A 12870-nucleotide genomic window follows, 5' to 3' on the forward strand; every position below is an offset into this window, starting at 1 on the left:
GTGGAAGGCGCCCGGGCCCCAAGGTTTGCGAAGCAGACGTTGGCCGCAGGTGGCGATCTGACGGCGTCAGATCTCCACCTGCGCCCCGAGTTCGACCAATCGATTACCCGGAATCCGGAAGAACCCGGTCGCCGGCGCGGCGTTGCGGTGCATCAGCGCGAACAGCTTGTCGCGCCAGATCGGCATGCCGCGGTTGGCGGTGGCCACGATGGTCTCGCGGCTGGCGAAGAACGTGGTGTCCATCGGGTCGAAGTAGATCCCGCCGTGGTCGCACGAGCGCATCAGCGCCAGCGGCACGTCCGGGGTCTCCATGAAGCCGAAGCGCACGTAGATCCGATAGAACTCATCGCCCACCGATTCGATCTTCAGGCGCTGGCCCGAGGGCGCGTACGGCACCGGCAGGGTCACCACGTGCAGGAACACGTTGCGCTCATGCAGCACCTTGTTGTGCTTGAGGTTGTGCATCAGCGCGTGCGGCGCCACCGAGGGGTCGGCGGTCAGGAACACGGCGGTGCCCGGCACCCGCACCGGGGGGGCCAGCATCAGGCCCGGCAGGAAGGTATCGATCCGGATGCCGTCCTTGCGGATCTCATCGCGCAGCAGCTCGCGGCCACGCCGCCAGGTGCGCATCATGGTGAACAGCACGATGCCCAGCACCACCGGGAACCACGCGCCCTGCAGCAGCTTGGCGCCGTTGGCGATCACAAAGCCCAGGTCGATCACGAAGAACACCGCGCACAGCGGGATGATCCAGTAGCGCGAGGTCGGCCACAGCGCGCGGGCCACCAGGGCCAGCAGCAGGGTATCGATCAGCATCGTCGCCGAGACCGAAATGCCGTAGGCCACGGCCAGGTTGGAGGAGCTGCGGAACGCCAGCACCAGCCCGATCACCATCACCGCGATACCCCAGTTGATGCCCGGGATGTAGATCTGGCCGATGGTGTCGTGCGAGGTGTGGGTGATGCGCATGCGCGGGATGTAGCCCAGCTGCATGGCCTGGCGCGACACCGAGAACGCACCGGTGATCACCGACTGCGAGGCGATCACCGCCGCCATCGTGGCCAGCACGATCATCGGGTACAGACCCCACTCCGGCACCGCCTCGAAGAACGGGTTCTTGACCGCTTCGGGGTTCTTCAGCACCAGGGCGCCCTGCCCCAGGTAGTTCAGCACCAGGCACGGCAGCACGAAGTAGTACCAGGCATGGCGGATCGGCTTGGCGCCGAAATGGCCCATGTCCGCATACAGTGCTTCGCCGCCGGTCACCGCCAGCACCACCGCGCCGAGGATGAAGATGCCGTGCCAGCCGTGCTCCATGAAGAAGCGCAGCGCCCACATCGGGTTGAAGGCCTTGAGCACTTCCGGCGCATCGACGATGTTCCAGATGCCGATCGCCGCCAGCGAAATGAACCAGATCGAGGTGATCGGGCCGAACAGCTTGCCGATCTTGGCCGTGCCGAAGCGCTGCACCGCGAACACGGCCAGCAGCACCACCACGGTGATCGGCACGATGAAGTTGTGCAGGCCCGGGGCCGCGACCTCCAGGCCTTCGACGGCGCCCAGCACGGAGATCGCCGGGGTGATCACGCCATCGCCGAAGAACAGCGAGGCGCCGAAAATGCCGAGGATGCCGACCACATAGGCCGAGCGCGACCCGTTGCGCAGCGTGCGCTGGGTCAGCGCCATCAACGCCATGATGCCGCCCTCGCCTTCATTGTCGGCACGCATGATGATGGTGACGTACTTGAGGGTAACCACGATGTTCAGTGCCCAGAAGGCCAGCGACAGCACCCCCAGCACGGTGTCATGGTCGCTGTTGAGCCCGTAGTGCGGGGAGAACGCTTCCTTCAGCGTGTACAGCGGGCTGGTGCCGATATCGCCGAACACCACGCCGATGGCGCCGATCATCAGCGCCATGCCACCGGCGGCCGGCGCGTGCCCGTGCGGTGCCTGGCCGTCGCTGTGCTGGGAAGAAGTGGTGGACATGGGGCTCCGGGCGGACGCGGTGGGTAGTGTCGGAATCAGGAAACGGCAGGCGCGCGGCTCAGCGCAGCGCGGCCTGGAGGGCCTTGCGGATCACCGTGGCGACATCGTCACCCTCGGCGTTGGCATCGCGCGCCATGCGCGCGGCTTCGGTCGGCTTGTAGCCCAGCTGCTGCAGGGCCACGGTCGCCTCGGAGACCGGATCGGTGGCCGGTGCGGCGCCGGCGATCGGTGCCCCGCCGCCGCCGAAGTTGGCCGCGCGGTCGCGCAGCTCCAGCACCATGCGCTCGGCGGTCTTCTTGCCGATGCCCGGGATGCGGGTCAGCGCGGTGATGTCACCGGCCTGCAGCATGCGCGCGAACTCGTCCACGCTGACGCCGGACAGCACCGCCAGCGCGATCTTGGCACCGATCCCGCTGACCTTCTGCACATCGCGGAACAGGCGCCGCTCGCCCTCGCGCAGGAAGCCGTACAGCGAGACGCTGTCTTCCTTCTGCGCGTAATGGGTGAACAAGGTGACCTCGCGGCCCAGCTCGGGCAGATCGTAGAAGGTGCTCATCGGCGCCTCCAGCTCGTAGCCGACGCCATTGACGTCCACCATCAGCCAAGGCGGCGCCTTGTAGGCCACGATCCCGCGCAGACGACCAATCATGCAGTGTTCCTCATTTCCGGCTCCAGGCCTGGCGCGCATTGACGCCCAGGCGCAGCGCCGTCGCCCGGACATGGGCGTGGGTGATCGCCACGGCCAACGCATCGGCAGCGTCGGCCTGCAGCTTGGTTTTCAGGTTGAGCATGAGCCCGACCATGTGTTGGACCTGTTGTTTTTCCGCGCCACCGCGGCCGACCACGGCCAGCTTGATCTCGGTGGCGGCGTACTCGCTGACCGGCAGGTCGCGCATCACCACGGCCGAGATGGCAGCGCCGCGCGCCTGGCCCAGCTTCAAGGCCGAATCCGGGTTGCGCGCCATGAACACCTTTTCGATGGCCACTTCGTCGGGGCGGTATTCCTCGACCAGGGCAGTCAGGCCGACCACCAGCAGCTTCATCCGCTGCGGGAAGTCGTCCGCGCCGAGCAGGACCAGCGGCAGGTGATGCACATGCACCACCTTGCCGGCAGCGTCCACATCAATGATGCCCACCCCGGTGCGCTGCGAACCGGGGTCGATGCCGAGAATGCGGGTCATGCGGCACACACACGGGGATAACAGGGAACGGCTGGAGTCATCATGGTCCGCATTGTCCGCTCACCGGTCGCGCAAAGCGACCGGTGAAGCGCCCGCTCAGGCGTAGGCGTCCGCGCCGAGATCGGCGTTGGAGAACACGTCCTGCACGTCGTCCAGGTCTTCGAGCATGTCCAGCAGCTTCTTGACCTGCAAGGCGGTGTCGCCTTCGACCTTGATGTCGTTGTCAGCGCGGTAGGTGATTTCGGCATGGTCCGGGGTGAACCCGGCGGCCTCCATCGCATCCTTGACGGCGTGATAGCTGTCGGCCGCGGTCACCACATCGATCGCCCCGTCTTCCGGGTAGACCACGATGTCGTCCGCGCCGGCCTCGATCGCCGCCTCGGTCACGGCTTCTTCGTCCGCACCGGCGGCGAAGTGCAGCACGCCCAGGCGCTTGAACATGAACGACACCGAGCCTTCCGTGCCCATGTTCCCGCCGCACTTGCTGAACGCATGGCGGACATCGGCCACGGTGCGCACGCGGTTGTCGGTCAGGCAGTCCACGATCACGGCCACGCCACCGGGGGCATAGCCCTCGTAGCGGATCTCTTCGTACTCGACGCCTTCCAGCTCACCGGTCGCCTTCTTGATGGCGCGCTCGATCACGTCCTTGGACATGTTCGAGGACAGGCCCTTGTCCATGGCCACCCGCAGGCGCGGGTTGTTGTTGGGGTCGCCTCCACCGCCGCGCGCGGCAACGCCGATCTCGCGGATGATCTTGGTGAAAATCTTGCCGCGCTTCGCGTCAGACGCGTTTTTGCGGTTCTCGATGGAGGGGCCTCTACCCATGGGGTGACTCTCGTGTTTCTGTCAGGAACAGGGCGCGAATTCTACCTGATCCGTCGGCCTGCCCGTGTCAGTGCCGGGCCCGATCAGGCAGCGTGGGCCGCGTCGTCCCGGCGGAACCGGCCATCGCGCAGGAACGCGGCGGTCTGGCGCGCCGCATCCGGCGAGAACACCAGCCCGCTATGGCTGGCCGGGATCACGCAGTGGTCGGCCAGGCCCGGCAACTGCGTCTCATCCAGCGCCACGGTGCCATCGGAGGCATCGCCACAGGCGCCCAGCAGGCTGCCCAGCCCGTGCGGGACGGAGCCGGCGATCAGGCCGACCTGCGCCCTGCCCTCCCAGGCCGGCAGGCCATCCAGCAGCAGTTCCGAGCTGCGCCCCAGCGCCAGCGACCAGCCGTGATCGCTCAGCGAGCGCGCGGTCACACTGCCACGCAACGGCGAGCCGAGGCAGACCACCCGCGAAACTGGCAGTTCCGGCGCGCGCCGCAGCGCCTCCAGCGCGACCAGCCCGCCCAGGCTGTGCCCGACCAGCGAGACCGGACCGCTGCCCTTGAGCCGCTCCAGCAGTTGCGGCACCGCCACCTCCGGCCCCCCGAACACACTGGAATACCCGAAGGTATCCACGGCGAAGCCACGGGCACGCAGACGCCAGGCCAGCGGGCCGACCCACGCGCGCGCATTCCAGATGCCATGCAGCAGTAAAACAGGGGGATTCATGGTGTCAGCCTAGCCCGTTGGGCGGGGCGCCTGCAGAAGGAAACAGCGTCATTAGACGAATGGACCGGACAACGGCAGGTGAAGCCATCGCGGCCCGTCAGGATCGGGCTCAGGCGGCCGTTGGCGGGCGGCGCAGGATGAACTCCAGGTCGCGCACCTTGCCGACCGGGAACTCATAGGTGCCGACCTTGCTGAAGCCGTAGCGGGCATAGAAGCGCTGCGCGCCGAAGTTTTCCGACCACACCCCCAGCCACACCGTGCGGGGGCCCTCGCGTTCCAGCCAGGCCAGCGCGGTTTCGAACAGACGGCTGCCCCAGCCACAGCTCTGCTGGTCCTTGATCAGGTACAGGCGCTTGAGCTCGCCATCGCCGGGCTGCACCTCGGCATGCGGCAGCCCACAGGGGCCGGCAGCGGCGTGGCCCACGGCAACACCGTCCAGCTCCAGCAGCCAGACTGCGTAATCGGGGTGTTCGAGGATGATGCGCTGGCGCTGCGCCGGGTAGGCCTCGTCGAGGAAGGCCTGCAGGTCCTCGGGCGGGTACAGATGGCCGAAGGTTTCCACGAAGGTACGCGCGGCCAGCACCGACAGGGTCTGGGCATCGTCCGGGGTGGCGCGGCGGATGGTGTAGCGGCCTGGGGTCACGGCGGGAGCATCGGCATCGGCGGGAGCCGCCAATTTACCTGAACGCTGCGGCGATGGCGCGGTCCGGCACCGACCTCCGGTCGGTACCTGCCGCACCCCACGCCGACCGATGGCCGGCGCTTGCCGGCTTATTCCTTGACCGCGCGCGGACGCACCTGGACGTGCACTTCGGCCAGCTGCTCGTCCGGGATCGGCGAGGGGGCACCGGTCATCAGGCACTGCGCGCCGGTGGTCTTCGGGAACGGGATCACGTCGCGGATCGACTCGGTACCGGCCATCAGTGCCGCGATGCGGTCGATACCGAAGGCGATGCCACCGTGCGGCGGCGCGCCGAAACGCAGCGCGTCGAGCAGGAAGCCGAACTTGCCCTCGGCCTCTTCGGCCCCGATGCCCAGCAGGTCGAACACCGCGCTCTGCATGTCCGAGCGGTGGATACGGATGGAACCACCGCCGATCTCGTTGCCGTTGAGCACCATGTCATAGCCCCGCGACACGGCGGTCTTCGCATTCGCGCGCAGATCGGCAATGTCGTCCACCGCCGGTGCGGTGAAGGGGTGGTGCAGGGCGACGTAGCGCTGGGCTTCGTCGTCGTACTCGAACATCGGGAAATCGGTGACCCACAGCGGTGCCCAGCCGGCGGCGACCAGGTTGAAGTCCTTGCCGGCCTTCAGGCGCAGGGCGCCCATGAAGTCGGAGACCTTGTTGTAGCCACCGGCGCCGAAGAACACGATGTCGCCGTTACCGGCACCCACCTGGGCGACCAGCGCGGCGAAGGCCTCTTCGCTGAAGAACTTGGCGATCGGCGAGGCAACTTCGCCGCTCTCGCTGATCTTGATGTAGGCCAGGCCCTTGGCGCCGTACTTGGCGGCATGCGCGGCGTAGTCGTCGATCTGCTTGCGCGACAGGCTGGCACCACCCGGGATGCGCAGCGCGGCGACGCGGCCATCGGCATCATTGGCGGCGGCGGTGAACACCGGGAACTCGCTGGTCTTGACCAGCTCGGCCACGTCCACCAGCTCCAGCGCGATGCGCAGGTCCGGCTTGTCCGAGCCATAGCGACGCATCGCTTCGGCCCAGGTCATGCGCGGGAAGCTGGCGGCCAGCTCCACGTCCACCACTTCCTTGAAGATGGCGCGGATCATGGTTTCCACGAAGTCCTGCACGTCGCGCTCGCGCACGAAGGCAAACTCCATGTCCAGCTGGGTGAATTCCAGCTGGCGGTCGGCACGCAGGGCTTCATCGCGGAAGCAGCGCGCGATCTGGTAGTAACGGTCGAAGCCGGCCACCATGAGGATCTGCTTGAACAGCTGCGGGCTCTGCGGCAGGGCGTAGAACTCGCCCGGGTGCATGCGCGCCGGCACCAGGAAGTCGCGGGCGCCTTCCGGGGTGGCCTTGGTCAGGATCGGGGTTTCGATGTCCTGGAAGCCGGTGGCATCCAGGTGGCGGCGCAGGGCCTGCACCAGCTTGATGCGGGTGCGCTGCATGCGCTGCATTTCCGGGCGGCGCAGATCCAGGTAACGGTACTTCAGGCGGGTTTCTTCGCCCGGGTTCTCGTGCGCGTGGAACGGCAGCGGCTCGGCCTTGTTGAGGAGGGTGATGGCCGTGGCGATCACTTCCACCTTGCCGGTGCGGAGCTTGTCGTTGGCCGCATGGCGCGCGCGCACCACGCCTTCCACCTGCAGCACGTCCTCGTAGCCCAGGCTGGCGGCCACGGCGAATACAGCGGCGTTGTCGACTTCCACCGTCACCTGCACGATGCCTTCATGATCACGCAGATCGATGAAGACCACGCCGCCCTGGTTGCGGGCAACGTCGGTCCAGCCGGCGAGGGTTACGGTTTGGCCAATCAGGGTCTCGTCGACCAGGCCACAGAAGTGGGTACGCATGGGGGGTAAAGCTCCGCAGGAGAGTGCCGGCGCCAAGCTGCGCCGGAAAGCCCGTTATTCTGCGGCCGCCAGCCCGGCGGGGCAAATCCGGGGGCTGCGGCCCGGCATCACACGCTCTGAACCGGGGCCATTCCTATAGTCCGCGCACCAACGACCGCACGGGGATGTCGCCATGCAACGCCGTCTGAGCACCGTCTGCCTCACCCTTGCCCTGGCCTGTATGGCCCCGGCCCTCCACGCCCAGATGAGTACCCGGGCCTATGCCCCGGAAAATCTGTCGCAGCTGTCCTCCTCCGACCGCAGCCGGGTCATCACCCAGGAATACGCCGACCAGTCCAATGGCCGCCGGATCCCGGACGACCAGCTGCGCTTCTACCTGGCCCAGGTCAATTCGGGCTGGAACTTCTCCCACATCAAGCAGGACATCGCCACCTCGCTGCGCGGCAACGGCAACGGCGGTGGCTGGAATGGCGGCGGCAACGGCCCCGGCAACAACGGCACGGTCCGCTGCGAAAGCCAGGACAACCGCGAGCGGGTCTGCAACACGGGCTGGCGCAGTGCCCGGCTGTCCCGCCAGATCTCCGGGACGACCTGTACCGAGGGCCGCAACTGGGGCTCGCGCAATGGGACGGTCTGGGTCAGCGGCGGTTGCCGGGCCGAATTCGTCGAGGGCCGTGGCAATGGCGGCAACTGGGGCGGCGGTGGCGGTACCGGCGCGACGATCCGCTGCGAGAGCCAGGATAACCGCGAGCGCACCTGCAACACCGGCTGGCGCAACGCAAGCCTGGTCCGCCAGATCTCCGGTACGGCGTGTGTCGAGGGCCAGACCTGGGGCGTGCGCAATGGGGCGATCTGGGTCAATCGCGGCTGCCGCGGCGAGTTCGCCGAAGCGCGTGGCAACAGCGGTGGCAACTGGGGAGGCGGTGGCGGCAACAGCAATTACAGCGTGACCTGCAGCAGCAACGACAAGCGCCAGCAGACCTGTGCCTGGGATGCCCGTCAGGGTCGCCCGGCGCTGGTGCAGCAGTTGTCGGGCACGGCCTGCGTGGAAGGCCGCAGCTGGGGCTACAGCAATGGCAGCCTATGGGTCAGCGGCGGCTGCCGCGCCCGGTTCGGGGCGCGCTGAGCGTTACTGCCCGCGGTAGGTGCCGACCGCTGGTCGGCACCGGTGAACGTTACGGCGCGGGCGTCTCACTGCCCCACGGCGCCGGCGGCAATGCCACCGGCTTGCTCAGATCGAACACCACCTGGAAGTGGCGGCCGCCCGGGCGGGTCAATTCGTAGACGAAGCGCTGATCCGGCTCTACTTCCATCGCCCAGGTGTTCTGCACCGAAGCGAGCATGTCCGCCTTGCGGAACATCGCCACGGAATCCGAATCGACCGGGAAGGACTGACGTTGCGCGGTACCCGGCGGTTTGCTGTCGCCACCGTACATCGTCACCGCATCCGGGCTGCCATCTTCGTGGCGGTGATCATGCTTCAGGCGCAGGCCGTTCTCGGTACGGCTCAGCACCCAGGTACGCGAGTGGTCGTCGCCGACATGGAACGGAATCCGCAGCTCGTGCGCCGGATCCTCGCAGCCACGCACATGCATCACCAGGCGCTTGCCCTCGAACGGGTCCGGCGCCTCGGTGCGCGGTTCGTTGACCGCGATGCGACCTTCGAACGCTTTGCCGCAATGCGCAGCCACGGCGGACATGAAGGCATCGGACGGTGCCATCGACACCTCATGCCCGACGGTGTCGTTGGAGCCACTGCAGGCGGTGATCGCCAATGCAGCGGCCAAAGGAAGAAGTTTGACTGCGTTCATGCCCCCACCCTAACGGTCGCGACCGGGCAGCGCAAACCGCGCGCCTGATGCGACAGACCGGTTCACGCGCGCATCGCCGCCGCTGCAACCGGGGCTTCATTGCCCCTGTGTTATGGTCAATCACGTGACTTGTTCGCCTTCTTCCCCACGAAGGGCGCACGCATGTTGCGGTTGACCGCCCTGCTCGCCGGTGTGGCGCTGCTGCTGACCGGCAGCGGCCTGCTCGGCACATTGCTGGCGGTGCGCGGGGGTGAAGCCGGCTTCGGTGCCGGCACGTTGGGGTTGGTGATGTCCGGCTATTTCGCCGGTTTTTTCATCGGCACCTTCTTCGCCCCCTCGCTGATCGGCCGCATCGGCCATATCCGTGCGTTTGCCTTCTTTGCCGCCCTCGCCGCCATCGCGGTGCTGTTGCACCCTCTGTGGATCAATCCGGTGGGTTGGGGCGTGCTGCGCATCCTCACCGGCATCGCGCTGGTAGGCCTTTACACGGTGATCGAGAGCTGGCTCAACGCCGAGCCAGACCCGCGCCTGCGCAGCCGCGCTTTCTCGCTCTACATGGTGGTCAACCTCTCGGCACTGGCGCTCGGCCAGGTGCTGCTGATGCTGGGCGATGCCGGCGCGACCTCGATGTTCATGCTGACCGCGATCCTGGTCTGCGCGGCGGTATTGCCGGTCACCGCTACGCGCCTGCGCCCGCCGGAGATTCCCTCGGTGCCGCGCCTGAAACTGGCGCGGCTGTATGCGATGGCCCCGGTGGCGACGGTTGCCGCCGGCCTCTCCGGCCTGGCGATGGGTGCGTTCTGGGGCTTGCTGCCGGTCTACGCCGGTGAGGTCGGCCTGGACGGCAATGGCGTCGCCCTGTTCATGCTGACCGCCATCGCCGGTGGCGCGTTGCTGCAATGGCCATTGGGTCACATCAGCGACGGGCATGACCGCCGCACCGGACTGGTCGCACTGAGCCTGGCCGCGGCGGGTATCGCCGTGGTGGCCTCGCTGCCGATGATCCAGCTGCAGACCCATCTGCTGTTCGGCCTGTTTTTCTTCTATGGCGGGCTGGCCTTCGCGCTGTATCCCTTCGCGGTCGCGCACATGCTCGATTACCTGCCGCGCGAAGATCTGCTCTCGGGCTGCTCCAGCCTGCTGCTGGTCCATGGCGTGGGCGCCGCGCTCGGCCCCGCGTTGGCGGGCGCGGCCATGCAGCAGTTCGGCGCGCCTGCCCTGCCGTTGTACTTCGCGGTGGTCCTGATGCTGCTGGCCTTGTTCACCACCGCGCGCCTGCTCAGTTTCCAGCGGCTGCGTACGCATCCGGTCGGCTTCCGGCTGATGCTGCGCACCACCCCCTCGGCGCTGGAACTGATGCCCGAGACCGACACCGCGCCGCCGGATCCCGATATCCCCCTCCCCTCTCACTCCGATAAGGAAGTGCATTGACTGTTTCGACACCGACCTCCCTCACTCCAACCCGTACACCGCCGGCGCCGCCGGCCCCGCAATTGATTCTCGCCACCGATCTGGATGGCACCTTCCTCGCCGGCGATCCCGCCGCGCGTCATCGGCTCTACCGGCTGGTCGACCAGCACCCGGGCATCCGCCTGATCTTCATCACCGGCCGCGGCCTGGAAGCAGTGATGCCCCTGCTCTCCGATCCGGCCATTCCGCGCCCGGATTACGTGGTCTGCGATGTCGGTGCGACCGTCGTCGACGGCCACACCTTGCAGCCGCTGCAGCCCCTGCAATCGATGATCGACGCGCACTGGCCGGGCGAGCAGGTGGTCGCCGCCGCGATGCGTCCGTTCACCGCACTCCAGCGCCAGGATGTGCCGCAGGAACGCCGCTGCTCGTATTTCTGCGATCCGGACACGCTGGCGCCGCTGCGCTCGCAGATCCAGGCCGCCGCGCAGGCGCTGGGCTGCGATGTGCTGTACTCGGCCGACCGCTATCTGGACATCCTGCCGCCGGACACCGACAAGGGCCGCACCCTGGCCGCGCTTGCGCGCCTGCTGGAGCTCCCGCGCGACCGCATCCTGGTGGCCGGTGACACCCTCAATGACCTGTCGATGTACACCTCCGGTTTCCGCGGGGTGTGCGTGGGCGATTCGGAGCCGGCGCTGACTGCCGCGACGGCCGACCTGAAGCACACCTTCCATGCACAGGCGCCGGGTTGCGGCGGCATCCTCGAAGCGATCGAACATTTCGGCCTGCTCGCCGATGACGATCCCTTCCTGCGCCCACCGCCGCAGGCGCGCGCCGACGGCGCCGACCTGGTGATGGTCTATCACCGCCTGCCCTTCGATGAAGTGATGGAAGACGGCGTGCTGGTGCAGCGCCCGCCGCGCTCGCCCAACGGCATCATCCCCTCGCTGCTGAGCTTCTTCGAAGGCGGCCAGAAGGGCTCCTGGGTCGCCTGGGGCATCGATGAACCCAAGCGCGGTCCGTTCCAGACGCACCTGGCGGTGGATGCCGAGCGCTACCCGACCCTGACCGCTGCGCGCGTGCCGCTGAGCAAACAGGAAGTGGACATTTTCTACAAGCGCTTCTCCAAGGAAGCGTTCTGGCCGATGCTGCACGTGTTCTGGGAACGCGCGAAGTTCCGCGAAGAAGACTGGCAGGTATTCCTGAAGGTCAACCGCAAGTTCGCCGAGGCCACCGCCGCCGAGGCCGCGCATGGCGCGACCGTGTGGATCCACGACTACAACCTGTGGATGGTGCCGGCCACGCTGCGTGAACTGCGCCCGGACCTGAAGATCGCCTTCTTCCACCACACCTACTTCCCGTCGGCGGATGTGTTCAATGTGGTGCCGTGGCGCCGCGAGATCATCGGCAGCCTGCTCAGCTGCGACTACATCGGCTTCCACATTCCGCGCCAGGTGGAAAACTTCGTGGACGTCGTGCGCGGTGCGATGCCGGCCGAACGGCTGGCGTGGGAAAGCTGTGCCCCGCGCTTCCTCACCTATGGGTGCGCCGTGGGTCTGGACACGATGACCACGCGCCTGCGCGTGGGCGACCGCGAAGTCGCCCTCGGTGCGCACCCGGTCGGCACCGATCTGCGCCGCATCCACAACGTGCTCGCACGCAGCGACGTGCGCAATGACATCTTCAAGCTGCGCCGCGAGATCGGCGCGCGCAAGCTGGTGCTGTCAGTGGAGCGCCTGGATTACACCAAGGGCACGCTGGCCAAGCTGGAGGCGTTCGAGCGGTTGCTGGAGCAGCATCCGGATCGCCAGGGCAAAGTCACCCTGCTCATGATCTGCGTACCGGCCGCGCGCGAGATGACCATCTACCGCACGCTGCAGAACCAGATCGAGCAGGCGGTGGGGCGGATCAACGGGCGCTTCTCGCGGCTGGACTGGACCCCCGTGCGCTTCTTCGCCCAGGCATTGCCGTTCGAAGAGGTGGTGGCGCACTACGCCGCCGCGCAGGTGATGTGGATCACCCCGTTGCGCGATGGCTTGAACCTGGTGTCCAAGGAGTTCGTGGCCACGCAGGGCATCGAGGGCAGCAACGGCGTGCTGGTGCTGAGCGAATTCGCCGGTGCGGCGGCCGAGCTGAAGGGCGCGGTGCTGACCAATCCGCATGACCCGGCCGACCTCACCGCGGGCTTGTTGCAGGCGTTGTCGATGCCCGACGAGGAAGCCACCGGGCGCATGCGCCAGCTGTTCGGCAGCGTGGAGTATTACGACGTGGATCGCTGGGGCCGGGACTTCCTGGACGCGGTGCGCAACAGCCACGCCGAAGGCTGACGTTGTAGAGGTAGTGCCGGCCGCTGGCCGGCGCCCAGCGGTGCCGGTTTCATGGGTTTGCCGCCCCCGGCCGGCCCAA

At 67.5% G+C, this 12870-nt stretch carries 11 protein-coding genes; 3 read left to right on the forward strand and 8 right to left on the reverse strand.

Translation table 11 applies throughout. The annotated features are described in order from the left end of the window. Positions 1-66 precede the first annotated feature (66 nt). From QMX81_RS18665 to aspS, 7 genes are all read right to left on the reverse strand, one after another. Positions 67-1917 (reverse strand): potassium transporter Kup, encoded by a 1851-nt coding sequence (locus QMX81_RS18665; RefSeq protein ID WP_183073754.1) that lies wholly within the window; start codon positions 1915-1917, stop codon positions 67-69. A 127-nt stretch (positions 1918-2044) separates the two neighbouring features. Next, positions 2045-2635 (reverse strand): Holliday junction branch migration protein RuvA, encoded by a 591-nt coding sequence (gene ruvA / locus QMX81_RS18670; RefSeq protein WP_088433901.1) that lies wholly within the window; start codon positions 2633-2635, stop codon positions 2045-2047. Between the two features lie 10 nt (positions 2636-2645). Next, the gene (gene ruvC / locus QMX81_RS18675) at positions 2646-3167 is read right to left on the reverse strand and encodes a crossover junction endodeoxyribonuclease RuvC (protein ID WP_121039160.1); all 522 of its coding nucleotides are present in this window, start codon (positions 3165-3167) and stop codon (positions 2646-2648) included. Positions 3168-3263: 96 nt separating this feature from the next. After that, a complete protein-coding gene (locus QMX81_RS18680) occupies positions 3264-3995 on the reverse strand; it encodes a YebC/PmpR family DNA-binding transcriptional regulator (protein WP_152151885.1) in 732 nt (243 codons plus the stop codon). 83 nt (positions 3996-4078) lie between these two features. After that, complete coding sequence (locus tag QMX81_RS18685; protein WP_121039166.1) at positions 4079-4711, reverse strand: alpha/beta fold hydrolase; 633 nt, start codon at positions 4709-4711, stop codon at positions 4079-4081. Positions 4712-4820: 109 nt separating this feature from the next. Continuing rightward, positions 4821-5354 carry a GNAT family N-acetyltransferase gene (locus tag QMX81_RS18690; protein ID WP_193222761.1) on the reverse strand — a complete coding sequence of 178 codons (534 nt, stop codon included), beginning with the start codon at positions 5352-5354 and terminating at the stop codon, positions 4821-4823. A gap of 128 nt (positions 5355-5482) precedes the next feature. Continuing rightward, positions 5483-7240 (reverse strand): aspartate--tRNA ligase, encoded by a 1758-nt coding sequence (gene aspS, locus QMX81_RS18695; RefSeq protein WP_121039169.1) that lies wholly within the window; start codon positions 7238-7240, stop codon positions 5483-5485. Positions 7241-7412: 172 nt separating this feature from the next. Between aspS and QMX81_RS18700 the strand changes: the two genes are divergently transcribed. Further along, a complete protein-coding gene (locus QMX81_RS18700; RefSeq protein WP_121039172.1) occupies positions 7413-8366 on the forward strand; it encodes a DUF3011 domain-containing protein in 954 nt (317 codons plus the stop codon). A 49-nt stretch (positions 8367-8415) separates the two neighbouring features. On the opposite strand, the gene QMX81_RS18705 is transcribed toward QMX81_RS18700, so the two are convergent. Continuing rightward, positions 8416-9051, reverse strand: coding sequence for a hypothetical protein (locus tag QMX81_RS18705; RefSeq protein WP_121039175.1), 636 nt, complete (start codon positions 9049-9051; stop codon positions 8416-8418). A 162-nt stretch (positions 9052-9213) separates the two neighbouring features. Here QMX81_RS18705 and QMX81_RS18710 point away from each other — a divergent pair, with 162 nt between their 5' ends. Together QMX81_RS18710 and ggpS are read left to right on the forward strand one after the other, a co-directional pair. Next, positions 9214-10482: an MFS transporter gene (locus QMX81_RS18710; RefSeq protein ID WP_282263721.1), complete on the forward strand. Its 1269-nt coding sequence runs from the start codon at positions 9214-9216 to the stop codon at positions 10480-10482. Between the two features lie 62 nt (positions 10483-10544). Beyond that, on the forward strand, positions 10545-12791 hold the full coding sequence (ggpS, locus tag QMX81_RS18715; protein ID WP_121039178.1) for a glucosylglycerol-phosphate synthase: 2247 nt from the start codon (positions 10545-10547) through the stop codon (positions 12789-12791). Positions 12792-12870 lie beyond the last annotated feature (79 nt).

Origin of the sequence: Stenotrophomonas sp. PS02301 (genome assembly GCF_029959485.1) — a bacterium.
Lineage (GTDB): Bacteria > Pseudomonadota > Gammaproteobacteria > Xanthomonadales > Xanthomonadaceae > Stenotrophomonas > Stenotrophomonas maltophilia_Z.